Source organism: Alkalisalibacterium limincola (assembly GCF_008017755.1).
Classification (GTDB): domain Bacteria; phylum Pseudomonadota; class Gammaproteobacteria; order Xanthomonadales; family Xanthomonadaceae; genus Alkalisalibacterium; species Alkalisalibacterium limincola.
On the sequence record NZ_VRTS01000001.1, the window covers coordinates 537,477 to 551,516 of the forward strand.

Below are 14,040 nucleotides of genomic sequence, written 5' to 3' on the forward strand. Positions count from 1 at the left end.
TTTTACGTGCCGAGGGGGTCACGGCGCTGTATGCCCGGCAACCCGGTCCAGGCGCATCGGCTGCAGCCGGAGATAGGTCAGGGACCGCCACATCCATTCCGCCGGACCAAAACGGAATCGCGCCAGCCACCAGTGGCTCAACACCACCTGCGCGCAGAAAAGTGCCAGCACGAACGGCACCTGCCACGCGCGCGGCAACTGCTCGTAGAATCCCAGTCCGTAGCCATAGAACACCAGTGTGCATACGACCGACTGGATCAGGTAGTTGGTCAGCGCCATCCGACCCGCCGGGGCCAGCACGGCGAGCCACGGGGCCCAGCGCCCCACCTGCAGCAGCAAGACCACGCCGGCGAGGTATCCCAACGCCATCAGCAGGCTGCCCAGCAGGTTGGCGGTGGACGCTGCCGCCACGACGAAGTCCATGCGCCCCGGATCCATGGTCGGCATCAGCCAGGCCCCCAGCACGACCAGTGGCAGCCCGATGAATCCGCCCAGCATGGCCAGGTTGCGGAACAGGGCGGGGTTCGCATCCGCATCGGCGATCGCTCCGGAACGGATGAACCACGCACCGATCAGGAACAGGCCGAGGATCGTGGGACCGAAAATGGGCAGGTAGCCGGCGAACATCATCGCCACCGTCGCGACATTCGCCTCGACCGACGCCACGTAGCTGCCACCGGGCCCGTAGGCCTCGCGCTGGAGTTCGACCAGCGCCTGGAACTGTTGCGACTGCGCGGCGAGCGACCGGGACATCGCCTCGGCCGCCTCGGGGTCGTGGCGTGCCGCCTCCACCGACAGCGCGAACAACCAGGTGATGACGATCGGCACCAGGAAGATGCCCAGGCCCCACCAGCGCAGCCGCGCGGCCGGCGTGGAACGGAAGAACGCCAGCATGACCAGGCCCATCGTCGCGTAGACCAGCAGGATGTCGCCCGACCACACCAGCAGCGCGTGCACCGCGCCGATGCCGAGCAGCACCAGCAGGCGGCGCAGGTAAAGCACCGTGCCCGCACTGCCCGAACGGGCGGCGCGATCGAGCATGATGGCGAAGCCCATGCCGAACAGCAGCGAGAACAGGGCGTAGAACTTGCCCTGCACGAGGATGAATATCGCCGCATCGGCCCAGAGGTCGGCCCCGCTCAAGGACGGGTCGATTCCCGTCAACGCGTCCATCAGGGGGGCGACGAAGGCCTCGATGTTCATCAGCAGGATGCCCAGCAGGGCGAATCCACGCAGCACATCGAGCGCCTCCAGGCGCTCGGCCGCCGCCACCGGTGCCACGGCACCCGAAACCCCGATCCGGTCCATGCCCATCCTCCCCGATGAACGATCACCGCCGGCGCACGATGGCCGGTCGGCTGAGCGTCAGTGCTCCACGCCACCCTCGCCGTGGGCGTGGCCGTGCTCGAGTTCTTCCTTCGAAGCCTCGCGCACCTGCACGATCTCGACGTCGAACTCCAGCGTCTTGCCCGCCATCGGATGGTTGAGGTCGACATCGACCACCGACATCCCGACCTTCATGACGGTCACCGCCCGCGGGCCGAACTTCGTCTGCAGCACCACCTGGTCGCCAGGCGCCATGCGCCGGTCGCCGAAGTACTTCTTCGGCAGTCGCTGCACCTGCCCCTCGCGACGCTCGCCATAGGCCTTGTCGGGCTCGACGGTCACCTGGAAGCGATCGCCCGCCTCGCGGTCCATCATCGCTTCCTCCAGCCCGGCGATCACCTGCTGCTTGCCCACCAGCACGGCCATCGGCTCGCGGTCGAAGGACGACTCGGTGGGGGCCTGGCCCGGCTCGGCCACCGAATAGTGGAATCGCACGACGCAATTGTTCTCGATCTTCATCAACGCAGCTCGCTTTCAACGGAATCGGGATGCAGCCGGGGGCCGGTTCGGGCAATATCCCGGAGACATGAGGACCCTGCATTATCCCGACCCGTGCCCGTGCGCGCCAGCGCGCTGGCCGCGACTTCTCCTTGCGCTGCTGCTGGCGATGCTGCTGGCCTGCTCCGGCCCGGAGCGCCGCAGCAGTGTTCCGCCGCCTCCGCCGGCCATGGCCAACGACGTGCTGATGCGGGCCATCGGACTGGTCGGCACGCCGTACCGCTATGGGGGCAACACGCCTGCGGGAGGCTTCGACTGCAGCGGCCTCATCGGCTTCGTCTTCCAGGACGCCGCCGGCATGGCACTGCCACGCACCACGCGACAACTGGCCGAGATGGACCGCCCCAGTGTCGCCCGGCAACAGCTCCAGCCCGGCGACCTGGTCTTCTTCGGCCAACGCAACCGGGTCAATCACGCCGGCATCTACGTCGGCGAGGGCCGGTTCGTGCACGCCCCCAGTACCGGGGGCACGGTGCGCCTTGACGCACTGGACGGCCACTATTGGCGCGACACCTACCTGCAGGCGCGACGGGTGCTGCGCTAGGCGTCGGCCAGCCGGCCACCCGGTTCCGGTCGCCGCCACAACCACGTCCCGACCACCAGCATGGTCGCGCTGGCCAGCACCCACGCCAGGAAGGGTGCCGGCGAAAACCACATCACGCCGGAGGCCAGGAGCATCATCGCCACGGCGATTCGCTTGGCGCGTCGTGACACCGCGCCGTTTCGCTCCCACTCGGTGATCATCGGCCCGAACCGGGGATGGGCCGCGAGCCAGCCGTGCAACCGCGGCGAGCCACGCATCGCGCACCACGAGGCCAGCAGCACGAAGGGCACCGTGGGCAGGCCCGGCAACACCACGCCGACCACCGCCAGGCCCAGCGCCAGCCATGCGGCGAGCAGCCAGGCCAGGCGCACCAACGGATTAGGGGAAAGACCGCGGGACATGCACGCAGTCTAGGCCGCCCCCCCGGAAAACCAAGTCCCGTCATGCCATGATTTGACCCAGATCAGGCCACCGGGCCGTTCGAACGGACATGCTCGACACATCGCCCGACCGAGGAGCACGCGCATGACGACGTCGCCAAGGACCCTGCTTGCCGCCACCGACTTCTCCGCCCGCGGGGATTCCGCAGTCCGGAGGGCCGCCCTCCTCGCCGCCCAGCACAAGGCACGGCTGGAGATCGTCCACGTGCTCCATGGGCTCGGCTCGACGGCGTGGTGGAGCGAGTCGCTGCGCGACGACGACGATGAAGTCCTTGCGCGTCGCAGTCGGGAGCGGCTGCAGGACCTCGCCAAGCGACTCTCCGCCGAATACGGCATCGAGGTCGCCACGACCCAGCTGCGGGGTTCGGTGGCAGCCGTCCTCACCGCCCACGCCGCCAAGACGCATGCACGGATGATCGTCCTCGGCGCCACCGGTGCCGGCGCGGTGGCCCGGCGCCTGCTCGGCTCCTCCACCCAGGCCGTGTTGCGCTCATCGCACGTCCCGGTACTGGTGGTACGCAACCGGGCCGAGAACGACTACCGCAAGGTTGTCTTCGCGACCGACTTCTCCGAGGGTGCCGATGCGGCCGTCACCGAGGGCCTGGCCCTCGCCCCGGGCGCAAACACGGTCTTCTTCAGCGCGCTCGATGCGCCCCGGAGCCGTATCGAGCCCGCCCTGGGCCTGGACGAGCTGACCCGGGCGACGAAACTGCAGGAAGCGCGCGAGGCGACGCGAGACCGCCTGGGAACGCTCGCCGCCCGCATGGGCCACGATGGCGCAGGGATCATCGTCCGCGACGGCCGTGCCAGCGAGGAACTCCCGGTCCTGGTGCACGAGGTCGGAGCCGACCTGCTTTGCCTGGGCTCGGAACCGCATCCGGCCCTGGAACGCTGGATGCTGGGCAGCACCAGTGCGCATGCGGTCGCCGAGGCCGAATGCGACGTACTCGTGGTGCCGCACACCTCCTCCTGACCCCCGAACCGGAATCCCGCAGGGAGCATGCCGATGAGCGCAGCCGACACCCCAACCGTCGAGACGATCCTGGTCGTCACCGACTTTTCCGACGGTTCCAGGCTGGCCGTCGATCGCGCGGCGCGACTGGCGCACGACCTCGGCGCAGACCTGCATATCGCGCATGCCGCGCTTCTGCCCACGGTCATTCCCGCCTGGGGCGACCCCGGGGGGCGGCGCCTGGATCGACGCCAACGCGATCATCGACGCCGCCTACGAGGCCCTCGAAGCCGAAGCAGACCGGGTCGAAGCGGCCCATGGCGACCGTCCCAAACCCCACGTCAGCAGCGGCGCCACCCACCGTGGGCTGGTCGGCGTGGCCGACGCCATCGGTGCCCAGCTGGTGGTGGTGGGCTCCAGGGGGCAGGGCTTCAAACTGGGCAGGCTGCTCGGCTCGACCGCCGAGCGGATGTTGCGCAGCGTGCACGTGCCGGTGCTCGTGGTGCGCACGCCGTGCAGCCACGACTACCGTCGCGCCGTCATCGCCACCGACTTCTCGGGGCCGGCGCTCGCCGCGGCCGATGCCGTGGGCCGCTTCGCCGGGTCGGCCGAGCGCTTGCTGGTCCACGTGCACGAGGACCTCTACGAACACCTGGCGGCCTATTCCGGCGCACCGGCCACCGATCGCGAACGCCACTCACGCCATGCCTCCGGCCAGGCCTCGCGATCGCTGGAGCAGGAGCTTTCCCGCCTGGATGCCATGGGGCTTCGTGCCACCGGCGCGATCCGGGACGGCGTGGCCAGCGAGGTGTTGCCCGACTACATCCGCGAATGCGGGGCGGACCTGCTCGCGATGGGCGCCCATGGCCGGGGTGGCCTGGAGCGCCTGATGCTGGGCAGCGTCAGCGGCTGGCTCCTGGGCCAGGTCGAGTGCGATGTGCTGGTAGTGCGCGGCGAAGACACGGATGCCGCTGGATGAAGGTGAAAACAAGGACATGTCAACGGGACATGAATGGGAGCTATACGCGGTAATCACCCGTCCGGGCGTGTACTTGGACCGTCGGCCACGACCCCTGTGGCGACGTCCATATCCCCTTCCGAACAGATGGAGCGCCCGACCATGACCACTGCTCGCCAATTGCTTCTCGCTTCCGCCTGCGCGTTCGGCCTCGGCCTCGCTGGCGCAGTCCAAGCCGCCCCCACCGTCGGCACCTACGGCGGCACCACCACTGTCGAACTCGATGCCGGCTTCACTGGCGCACTTGCCTCCCTCGGCGTCGAGCTGGGCCTGGCCGGGACGCCCGCGCTGGTGCTGCGGCGTCGGCTTCCCGATTCCGGCCGGCGAGATCGACCTCGAGACCGCTGCCGGCGAGATCGTCCACACCGGCGGCATCACGCTCACCGCAGGCGACCTGACCGTCACGCTGAGCACCTTCATCATCGACACCACGGGCGAATCTCCGGTCCTGACCGGCCTGGTAAAGGCCAACAACGACCTCCTGTTCCGTGCGCCCCTGTTCGACCTCGAGCTGCCCGCCGGCCTGACGCTGCCGCTGCGCCCGTCGCGCCTTGGCCAGCTGCCGCTGCCGGGCGTCGGCCTCACCCTGACGGCCGCGGCCGCCGACCTGCTCAACGCCGTCTTCGAGGTCGAGGCCTTCGAGGAAGGTCTCGTCATCGGCGAGGCCTCGGTCCTGGCGCGGACGATCCCGTTCCGTTGATCGGACCGCGTTGATCAAGACCCTTGATCTGAACCGGCGCCATCGTCTGTGCATCTTTCGATGGCGCCGGGCTCCGCGATCGCGTAGCATCCACCGCGATCCAGAGCTCCAGCCGTCCGAACTCCTTAGCTTCGACCCGACGGCGCGACCCTCCCCTGCGAATGCAACGGAAGCGGTCCCCCGCCCACCGGCTGAACGCCGCACGTGGCTGTCGCTCCCGACCGGACCCAACCACCACAAGGGTGGTCGTCCGCCAAACCAGGATGCCGGCAGCGCGGTTCATTAAGGAACGCTCCGGGGACCACCGCTCAGGAGCTCCACCATGTCTTTCGAATCCCTCGGGCTTTCGCCCGCCTTGTTGCGTGCGCTCGCCGACCAGGGCTACACCACGCCCACCCCGATCCAGCTGCAGGCGATTCCGCTCGCGCTCGACGGCGGCGACCTGCTGGCCGGCGCCCAGACCGGCACCGGCAAGACCGCCGCGTTCGCCCTTCCCCTGCTGCAGCGGCTCGCCGCCCAGACGCCTGCCCGTGGCCCACGCCGCCCGCGTGCGCTGGTGCTTGCCCCGACCCGTGAGCTGGCCCTGCAGGTGCACGAGAACCTGCGCGCCTATGCCCGCCACCTGTCCATCCACGCCACCGCCATCTTCGGCGGTGCGGGCATGGGTCCACAGCTCGACCAGCTGCGCCGTGGCGTCGACGTCGTGGTGGCCACGCCCGGCCGCCTGATCGACCATCTCGACCGCCGCAGCGTCGACCTCTCGGGTGTCGAGGTACTCGTGCTCGACGAAGCCGACCGGATGCTGGACATGGGCTTCCTGCCCGCCATCCGCCGCATCCTCGGCACCTTGCCCAAGCAGCGCCAGACGATGCTGTTCTCGGCCACCTTCGAAGCTCGCATCAAGGACCTGGCCCAGCAGTTCATGCGCAACCCGCGTGAAGTGCAGGTGGCGCCGAACAACACGATCGCCTCCACCGTCACGCACCGCGTGCACCCGGTGGACGCCGAGCGCAAGCGCGACCTGCTGATCCACCTGCTGTCGGTGGACACACGCCGCCAGACGCTGGTGTTCAGCCGCACCAAGCATGGCGCCGACCGCCTGACCAAGCAGATCGCGGACGCGGGCATCAATGCCGTCGCGATCCATGGCAACAAGACCCAGGGCGCCCGGACGCGCGCCCTGAAGGACTTCAAGACCGGTCGCGCCACGGTACTCGTGGCCACCGACATCGCCGCACGCGGCCTGGACATCGACCAGCTGCCGGTGGTCATCAACTTCGACCTGCCGATGGTGGCCGAGGACTACGTCCACCGCATCGGTCGCACCGGCCGCGCCGGCGCCGAGGGCCTGGCCCTGTCGTTGGTGGCCGATGCCGAGGTCAGCCTGCTGCGCGCGATCCAGCGCCTGCTGGGCAAGAACGTCGACGTCGAGGAAGTCCCGGGCTTCACCCCCAAGCGCACGCTGCGCATGGGCAACGACCGTCCGGACAATGTCCGACCGGCCGGCAACCGGGCGCCGACCAAGCACGCCCGCCGCGGCCACCCGGCACGCAATGCCGGTGCGCAGCCGCACGCCGGCCCGAAGAAGCACGGCACGCGTGACGCTCCCGCAGCGGACCCGCCAGCGCGGTTGACCGGCGACACCCGCGCAGCCGGCGTGCTATCAAGCCCGCATGCGCTGCGTGGTGGTCGATGCGCCCGGTGACCACCGGGCCCTGAAGGTCCTCTCCCGCCCCGACCCCGTGCCGGGGCCGGGCGAGGTGCTGGTCGCCGTGGAGGCCTGCGGCGTGAACTACGCCGATGCGATAATCCGCATGGGCCTTTACGCATCGGCCCGCCAGTTGCACGGCTATCCGATCACACCGGGCTTCGAAGTGGCCGGCCGCGTGCTGGCCCTGGGCCCCGGTGTGGACGATCTCGAGCTGGGCCAGCGCGTGCTGGCCCTTTCGCTGTTCAATGGCTACACCAGCCACCTGGTGGTCGGCCGCACTGGGGTGTTCGTCTGCCCGGCCGCGCTCGACGCCGCCCAGGCCGCCACCCTGCCCACCGTCTTCCTGACCGCCTGGTTCATGGCCCATCGCCAGGTCCATGCACGCCCGGGCGATCGCTGGCTGGTCCACTCCGCGGCCGGTGGCGTGGGCTCGGCGCTCGTGCAACTCGGCCGCCTCGCCGGGTGCGAGGTGGTCGGCGTCGTCGGCGCCAGCCACAAGGTGGACTACTGCCGCTCGCTGGGTGCCAGCGTCATCGACAAGTCTTCGCAGGACCTCTGGACCTGCGCCCGCGAACTGGCCCCCGGCGGCTACCAGGCGATATTCGACGCCAACGGGGTCGGCACGCTCGGGCAGAGCTATGCACACCTGGCTCCGACCGGTGTGCTGGCGGTCTACGGTTTCCACTCGATGCTGCCACGCAGCGGGCGCGTGAACTGGCTGCGGCTGGCCTGGGACTGGCTGCGCACGCCCCGCTTCAACCCGATGGACATGACCCAGTCCAACAAGAGCGTGGTCGCCGCCAACCTCAGCTTCCTGCAGTCGCATGCCCTGGAGCTCCGCGAGGGCATGGACTGGCTGCTGACCCGTTTCGAGTCCGGTGCGCTGCGTCCGTTGCCGGTGGAATCCTATCCCCTGGAGGACGTCGCGCAGGCGCACCGACGCATCGAATCCGGGCAAACGCTGGGCAAGCTTGCGCTGCTGCCCTAGGCCGGTCGGCCGTCCATTCACGAAAGGCTTGCCCAGGCCACGTTAGGGTTGGATCTGCAATCGATGACATGCCCCCGGGCAAAGGAGCCGAAATGAGCGACAACAAGCGCTGGGACTTCTTCAAGGAAAGCGACACTTCCTACGGCGTCTTCTATCCCGAGCACTACACGGTGGCGGCATTCGCCGACCGCGCTGCCGCGGATGCCGCCGCCGATGCCGCCCGTGCCGCCGGCTACCCGGCCGAGGACGTGCGTGCGGTCGATGGCCAGTTCATGGTCAACGAGCTTGAAACCGACCACGACAAGAGCTGGCTGGACAAGGTCAAGACCCGCATCGCCGATGTGGTCGGCACCGAGACCCGCTTCATCGAACTCGACCTGGAGCACGCCCGCCGGGGCGCCGCATTCCTGTTCGTCTACACCCCCGAGGAAGAGGACGGCGAGAAGGTCGAGGCGCTGTTGCGCAGTCGGGAAGCCCTGTACGCCCGCCGCTACCTGCCGCTGGCGATCGAACGGCTGATCGAACCGCCCCGCGTCGACTGACGCGCCGCCGGCACGCCGGCCCCTCCTCAGGCATGGAGGATGCCGGCGTGATGGCGCAGGTGGTCTTCGACGAAACTCTGGATGAAATAGTAGCTGTGGTCGTAGCCGGCATGGCGACGCAGCACCAGGGACTGGCCCGCGTTCGCGCAGGCCTCCTCGAAAAGCTCGGGCCGCAACTGCCGGGCCAGGAACTGGTCCTGCTCGCCCTGGTCGACGAGGATGGTCGAATCGACCGCCTCGCGCCGCACCAGTTCGCACGCATCGTAGGCGAGCCAGGCTTCGCGCTGCGGCCCCAGGTAGCGGGGGAACGCCTTCATGCCCCAGGGCACGCGGCTGGGCGCCACGATCGGCGCGAAGGCCGAGATCGAGCGGAAGCGCTTCGGGTTGCGCAGGCCCACCACCAGTGCGCCGTGCCCGCCCATCGAGTGTCCGAAGATGCCCGCTCGCCCCTCGGCTGCGGGAAACGATTCCTCCACCAACGCCGGAAGCTCCGCCGCCACATGGCTGTACATCCGGAAGTGGCGCGAGAACGGCGGCTGGTCCGCGTCGACGTAGAAGCCCGCGCCCTCGCCGAACTCCCAGTCGTCGGCCGCCCCCTCGATACCGGTATCGCGTGGCGACGTGTCCGGGCACACGAGCATCAGGCCCAACTCGGCCGCCATGCGCTGCGCACCCGCCTTGATGACGAACGTCTCCTCGGTACAGGTGAGGCCAGCAAGGAAGTACAGCACCGGCACCGGACCGTTAGCGGCCTGCGGCGGCTGGTAGGCGGCGAAACGCATCGGCAGGCCGCACTCGCCCGAAGCCATGCGGTAGAAGCCCTGCACGCCGCCGAAGCAGCGCTGTTCCGAGATCGTCTCGAAAGAAGCCATCAGTACACCACCACCGACCGGATCGACTCGCCGCGGTGCATCAGGTCGAAGCCCTCGTTGATCTGGTCGAGCGTCAGCGTGTGGGTGATCAGCGAGTCGATGTCGATCTTGCCCTCCATGTACCAGTCCACGATCTTCGGCACGTCGGTGCGGCCGCGCGCGCCACCGAAGGCCGAGCCGCGCCAGTTGCGCCCGGTCACCAGCTGGAACGGTCGCGTGGAGATCTCCTGCCCGGCACCGGCCACGCCGATGATCACGCTGGTGCCCCAGCCCTTGTGCGCGCACTCCAGGGCCTGGCGCATCACCTTGGTGTTGCCGATGCACTCGAAGGTGTAGTCGGCACCGCCCCTGGTGAGGTCGACCAGGTAAGGCACCAGGTCGCCTTCGACCTCGCTGGGATTCACGAAATGGGTCATGCCGAACTTCTCGGCCAGCGCCTTCTTGGACGGGTTGAGGTCGACGCCGACGATCATGTCGGCGCCGGCCAGTCGCGCGCCCTGGATCACGTTGAGACCGATCCCCCCGAGGCCGAACACGACAACCTTCGAGCCGACCTCGACCTTGGCGGTGTAGATGACCGCACCGATGCCGGTGGTGACGCCACAGCCGATGTAGCAGACCTTGTCGAACGGCGCGTCCTCGCGGATCTTCGCCAGCGCGATCTCCGGAACCACCGTGTAGTTGGCGAACGTGGAGGTGCCCATGTAATGGTGGATCCTCTCGCCATCGAGCGAGAAACGGCTGCTGCCGTCGGGCATCAATCCCTGCCCCTGGGTGCCGCGGATGGCCTGGCAGAGGTTGGTCTTGGGATTGAGGCAGTACTCGCAACCCCGGCATTCGGGCGTGTAGAGCGGGATGACGTGGTCGCCCTTCTTCAGGGAGCCCACTCCCGGCCCCACGTCGACCACCACGCCAGCGCCCTCGTGCCCGAGGATGGCCGGGAACAGGCCCTCGGGGTCGCACCCGAGCGGGTGAACTCGTCGGTGTGGCAGATGCCGGTGGCCTTGATCTCGACCAGCACCTCGCCCTGCCGCGGGCCCTCCAGGTCCACCGTCTCGATGCTCAGGGGCGCGCCGGCCTTGAATGCGACTGCAGCTCGAACTTTCACGATGGGGTCCTCGGGATTGGTCGGGTGAGCCCGAGTGTATCGTCCCCATGCGTCGGGGCGGGGTGCACGAGGCTGTGCGCGGTTGTGCGCCGTGTGTCTCACCTTCGTGCGCGGCATCCTGAGAAGATCGGGGTCCACGCAGTAGATCCGGTGCGAATTTGAGCTTCCAAGACACCCTCGAACGGATGCGTTCGTGAGCGAAGGCCTGCGCCCGGGTTGGTCGTGGGTCGCGGTGTGCGCCGTCCTGGTGCTGGCCGCGCCCGCGCACGCCCTGGACCCAAGCAAGCGGCTGCACCAGTACGTCAACGACGGTTGGTCGATCGAGCGCGGCCTGCCGCAGATCACCGTCAGCGCGATCACCCAGGACGCGCAGGGCTACCTGTGGGTCGGGACCCAGGCGGGCCTGGCCCGGTTCGACGGCAACCGGTTCACTCCCTACGTGCTCCAGGACCACCCCGAGCTGCAGGGCGCCATGGTGCAGGCCCTTGCGGCCACCGCCGACGGGCGCATCTGGGTCGGAACCTACAAGGGCCTTTCGGTCTGGGAGCAGGGGCGACTGAGGGCCGTGCCCCTGTCCGCGGAGATGGGCGAAGGAAGCCACCCCGTAGTCGACGTGCTTTCGCTCACGCCCCATGGCGATACCGTGGAAGCGGCCACTTCGCTGGGCACCCTGGAAGTCCGCGACGGCGAGCTCCAGCGCATTCACGGCACGCAAGCCGAGCCCAGCCACGCGGTGTTGCGCGAGGAAGACGCGCTCTGGGTCGGTGTCGCGGGTGGCATCTGGCGACACCACGGCGCGTTCGCCACGTGGATGCCGCTGCCGGACGCGGCCTCGGGAGCAGCGGTCACCCGCCTGCTGCGCGACTCCGATGGGCGGTTCTGGGCCGGCACCGCGCGTGGCCTGTTCCGGCTGGAAGCGGGCAACCTCGTACCCCACGCCCCGGCCGATGCCGTGTTCCGACAGCCCGTGGGCGACCTGCTCGAGGACCGCGACGGAAGCCTCTGGGTGTCGACGATCGACCATCTCGTACGCCTTCGCGACGGCGAGCAGGTCGAGCTGGCGGGCCCGGGCCATCCGAATGTGCCCGCCAACGTGCGTTCGCTGTTCGAGGATACCGAAGGCAACCTCTGGCTGGGCAGCCAATCGCAGGGTCTCTTCAGGCTGTGGGACGGCTGGACCTACCGCTACAGCCAGCCCGAGGGACTGCATGACCCGGTGCTGTGGTCGGTGACGCGCGCAGCGGATGGTCGCATCCTGATGGGCAGCAGCGACGGCCTGAGCGTCATGCGGGAGGGCCGCATCACACCCGTTCTGGCCGGTTCGGACCTGCCCCATCCGCACGTCTACACGTTGCTGGCGGAAGGTGAGCGCACCTGGATCGGCACGCGAGGTGGCGCCGTGCTCATGGAGGGGGACGCCCTGTCCACTCCGCGCGCCTTTCGCGAGTTGCAGGGCCTGCAGATCAACGCCTTCCTGCGCAGCGGCGCAGGCCCCCTGTGGATCGCCACGACCGGCGGGCTGTTCAGCTTCGACGGCGACGCGCTGACACGGTTCGGGGCCGCCGACGGCCTGGGCGATCCGCGTGTGCGCATCATCGTCGACGAAGGCCCCGAAGGGCTGCTGCTGGGCACGCAGTCCGGCCTGGTGCGCTTTCGTGACGGCGTCGGCCAAGACGAAGGCACCGACCAGGGCCTCCCCGCCAATCTCGACATCACCGCCGTGGCACGACTGGACGACGGCGGCCTGTTGCTGGGCACCATCTCGGAGCGGCTCTTCCACTTCGACGGGCTCAGCTGGCTTGAGATCAGCCAGGCGGGCGACCTCCCCGACAATGCCGCGTTCTTCATGGCGGAGGACTCCCACGGTTGGATCTGGGTGGCCGGAATCCGCGGCATCTACCGCTTCCAGGCCTCGGACCTGCGCCGTTTCCGCGAAGATCCGAGCCGGGGGCTGGCTTCGGAAATGCTGATGAACGAACGCGGCATCTACCGCGGTGGACAGAAGGGGTATTGCTGCAACGGCGCCGGCCTGGCCAAGGGCTTCATGCACGAGGACCGCCTGTGGCTGCCTTCACGCGATGGCCTGGTGTCGATCGCGGCCGAGGACGTGCACCACAACGAGGTGCCACCCCAGGCCGTGGTGGAACGGATTTCGCACGGCGGAGAGGTCCTGCGCGTGGCTTCGGGCGAGACGCTGGGCCAGCTGCCCGGTCGCAACCGGGACGTATCGATCGAGTTCACCACCACCAGCCTGCAACAGCCCGACAGCGTCGAGATCCGCTACCGCCTGGCCGGCTACGACGACGCCTGGCACACCTTGGAGGACCTCTCCCGGCGCAGCGTGTCCTACACCAACCTGCCGCCCGGCGAATATCTGTTCGAAGTCAGTGCGGCCAACAATTCCGGCCGGTGGAGCGACGAGACCGCCTGGGTCGGGTTCGCCGTCCGGCCACGCTTCCATGAAACCTTCTGGTTCTATGCCTTGATCATCCTCGCGGGCGCGGGTCTGGGCGGAGGCGTGTCGCGGGTGCGCAACCGGCTGCTGCGGCAGCGACAACGCGAACTGGAGCGCTTGATCGACGTGCGCACCGCCGACCTGGAGGCCGCCAACGCGCGGCTGGCGACCGCCAGCCTCACCGACGCACTCACCGGGCTGCACAACCGTCGCTATCTCCGTGAACAGTTGCCGCACGACCTCGCCTTCTATGCCCGCGAGCGCGGTACGACCGCAGCCGATGGACAGGCGATGGTGCTGGCGATCATCGACATCGATCACTTCAAGGCGATCAACGACCGCCACGGCCACCTCGCCGGCGACGAGGTGCTTTGCGAGTTCTCGGCCCGGCTGCTGGCGCAGGTCCGCCATGGGGACTACGTGGTGCGCTGGGGCGGCGAGGAGTTCCTGCTGGTGATGCGTCCGATGCCGCACGAGCAGGCCCCGCGCCTCATCGAGCGCCTGCGCCGCGCCGTCGCCGACGAGCCGTTCCACCTGGGCAACGGCACCTCGCTCCCCGTCACCTGCTCGATCGGCTTCACGCGTTTTCCGCTGCAGGGCGGCAAGACCGGGCCAGTGGAGTGGGAAGGCCTGGTGGACCTGGCCGATCGCGCACTTTACGAGGTCAAGCGTGACAATCGAAACGACTGGGCGACGTTCGAGCCGGCAGCCGACGCGGACGAGGACCATCTGGCACGGATGCTGGCGCAGGATCCCGCGGCGCTGGTGGAGGATGGCAGCCTGCGCCTGGTGCGCAGCCCGCGGGCCCACGCCACGTCGGACTGAG

The 14,040-nt window shown here is 68.9% G+C and carries 12 protein-coding genes and 2 pseudogenes; 9 read left to right on the forward strand and 5 right to left on the reverse strand.

Features of this window, described 5'->3' with window-relative positions; translation table 11 throughout:
• Window positions 1-18 precede the first annotated feature (18 nt).
• Window positions 19-1,308 (reverse strand): DUF418 domain-containing protein, encoded by a 1,290-nt coding sequence (locus tag FU658_RS02615; RefSeq protein ID WP_147890644.1) that lies wholly within the window; start codon window positions 1,306-1,308, stop codon window positions 19-21.
• A 57-nt stretch (window positions 1,309-1,365) separates the two neighbouring features.
• The gene (locus FU658_RS02620; protein ID WP_147890645.1) at window positions 1,366-1,845 is read right to left on the reverse strand and encodes an FKBP-type peptidyl-prolyl cis-trans isomerase; all 480 of its coding nucleotides are present in this window, start codon (window positions 1,843-1,845) and stop codon (window positions 1,366-1,368) included.
• A gap of 67 nt (window positions 1,846-1,912) precedes the next feature.
• Between FU658_RS02620 and FU658_RS02625 the strand changes: the two genes are divergently transcribed.
• Window positions 1,913-2,428 carry a C40 family peptidase gene (locus tag FU658_RS02625; RefSeq protein WP_187265868.1) on the forward strand — a complete coding sequence of 172 codons (516 nt, stop codon included), beginning with the start codon at window positions 1,913-1,915 and terminating at the stop codon, window positions 2,426-2,428.
• On the opposite strand, the gene FU658_RS02630 is transcribed toward FU658_RS02625, so the two are convergent.
• The gene (locus FU658_RS02630) at window positions 2,425-2,829 is read right to left on the reverse strand and encodes a YbaN family protein (RefSeq protein WP_147890646.1); all 405 of its coding nucleotides are present in this window, start codon (window positions 2,827-2,829) and stop codon (window positions 2,425-2,427) included. The genes FU658_RS02625 and FU658_RS02630 overlap by 4 nt on opposite strands.
• A gap of 124 nt (window positions 2,830-2,953) precedes the next feature.
• Between FU658_RS02630 and FU658_RS02635 the strand changes: the two genes are divergently transcribed.
• From FU658_RS02635 to FU658_RS02665, 7 genes and pseudogenes are all read left to right on the forward strand, one after another.
• Window positions 2,954-3,841 (forward strand): universal stress protein, encoded by an 888-nt coding sequence (locus tag FU658_RS02635; RefSeq protein WP_147890647.1) that lies wholly within the window; start codon window positions 2,954-2,956, stop codon window positions 3,839-3,841.
• Between the two features lie 33 nt (window positions 3,842-3,874).
• A pseudogene (locus tag FU658_RS15895) lies at window positions 3,875-3,961 on the forward strand (hypothetical protein); the annotation flags it as partial.
• A gap of 43 nt (window positions 3,962-4,004) precedes the next feature.
• Window positions 4,005-4,799 carry a universal stress protein gene (locus FU658_RS02645; protein ID WP_147890648.1) on the forward strand — a complete coding sequence of 265 codons (795 nt, stop codon included), beginning with the start codon at window positions 4,005-4,007 and terminating at the stop codon, window positions 4,797-4,799.
• Window positions 4,800-5,061: 262 nt separating this feature from the next.
• Window positions 5,062-5,538 (forward strand): hypothetical protein, encoded by a 477-nt coding sequence (locus tag FU658_RS02650; RefSeq protein ID WP_147890649.1) that lies wholly within the window; start codon window positions 5,062-5,064, stop codon window positions 5,536-5,538.
• 322 nt (window positions 5,539-5,860) lie between these two features.
• Window positions 5,861-7,243 carry a DEAD/DEAH box helicase gene (locus FU658_RS02655; protein ID WP_147890650.1) on the forward strand — a complete coding sequence of 461 codons (1,383 nt, stop codon included), beginning with the start codon at window positions 5,861-5,863 and terminating at the stop codon, window positions 7,241-7,243.
• On the forward strand, window positions 7,212-8,237 hold the full coding sequence (locus FU658_RS02660; RefSeq protein ID WP_147890651.1) for a zinc-binding dehydrogenase: 1,026 nt from the start codon (window positions 7,212-7,214) through the stop codon (window positions 8,235-8,237). The genes FU658_RS02655 and FU658_RS02660 overlap by 32 nt, the downstream gene beginning before the upstream one ends.
• 92 nt (window positions 8,238-8,329) lie before the next feature.
• Entirely contained in the window at window positions 8,330-8,779 is a 450-nt protein-coding gene (locus tag FU658_RS02665; protein WP_147890652.1) for a hypothetical protein, read from the forward strand.
• Between the two features lie 26 nt (window positions 8,780-8,805).
• On the opposite strand, the gene fghA is transcribed toward FU658_RS02665, so the two are convergent.
• Window positions 8,806-9,651 (reverse strand): S-formylglutathione hydrolase, encoded by an 846-nt coding sequence (gene fghA / locus FU658_RS02670; RefSeq protein WP_147890653.1) that lies wholly within the window; start codon window positions 9,649-9,651, stop codon window positions 8,806-8,808.
• Window positions 9,651-10,759 (reverse strand): annotated as a pseudogene (locus FU658_RS02675) (S-(hydroxymethyl)glutathione dehydrogenase/class III alcohol dehydrogenase). The gene fghA and the pseudogene FU658_RS02675 overlap by 1 nt, the downstream one beginning before the upstream one ends.
• Window positions 10,760-10,952: 193 nt before the next feature.
• Between FU658_RS02675 and FU658_RS02680 the strand changes: the two are divergent.
• Entirely contained in the window at window positions 10,953-14,039 is a 3,087-nt protein-coding gene (locus FU658_RS02680) for a ligand-binding sensor domain-containing diguanylate cyclase (RefSeq protein WP_147890654.1), read from the forward strand.
• The last annotated feature ends 1 nt before the right edge of the window (window position 14,040 follow it).

Excerpts from the sequence above, each read along its gene's own strand:
- FU658_RS02635 (WP_147890647.1), top strand. The coding sequence starts at position 2,954 with ATGACGACGTCGCCAAGGACCCTGCTTGCCGCCACCGACTTCTCCGCC.
- FU658_RS02660 (WP_147890651.1), top strand. The coding sequence starts at position 7,212 with ATGCGCTGCGTGGTGGTCGATGCGCCCGGTGACCACCGGGCCCTGAAG.
- FU658_RS02645 (WP_147890648.1), top strand. The coding sequence starts at position 4,005 with ATGCCGCGCTTCTGCCCACGGTCATTCCCGCCTGGGGCGACCCCGGGG.
- FU658_RS02665 (WP_147890652.1), top strand. The coding sequence starts at position 8,330 with ATGAGCGACAACAAGCGCTGGGACTTCTTCAAGGAAAGCGACACTTCC.
- fghA (WP_147890653.1), bottom strand. The coding sequence starts at position 9,651 with ATGGCTTCTTTCGAGACGATCTCGGAACAGCGCTGCTTCGGCGGCGTG.
- FU658_RS02630 (WP_147890646.1), bottom strand. The coding sequence starts at position 2,829 with ATGTCCCGCGGTCTTTCCCCTAATCCGTTGGTGCGCCTGGCCTGGCTG.
- FU658_RS02655 (WP_147890650.1), top strand. The coding sequence starts at position 5,861 with ATGTCTTTCGAATCCCTCGGGCTTTCGCCCGCCTTGTTGCGTGCGCTC.
- FU658_RS02620 (WP_147890645.1), bottom strand. The coding sequence starts at position 1,845 with ATGAAGATCGAGAACAATTGCGTCGTGCGATTCCACTATTCGGTGGCC.
- FU658_RS02625 (WP_187265868.1), top strand. The coding sequence starts at position 1,913 with ATGAGGACCCTGCATTATCCCGACCCGTGCCCGTGCGCGCCAGCGCGC.
- FU658_RS02650 (WP_147890649.1), top strand. The coding sequence starts at position 5,062 with ATGCCGGCTTCACTGGCGCACTTGCCTCCCTCGGCGTCGAGCTGGGCC.
- FU658_RS02615 (WP_147890644.1), bottom strand. The coding sequence starts at position 1,308 with ATGGACCGGATCGGGGTTTCGGGTGCCGTGGCACCGGTGGCGGCGGCC.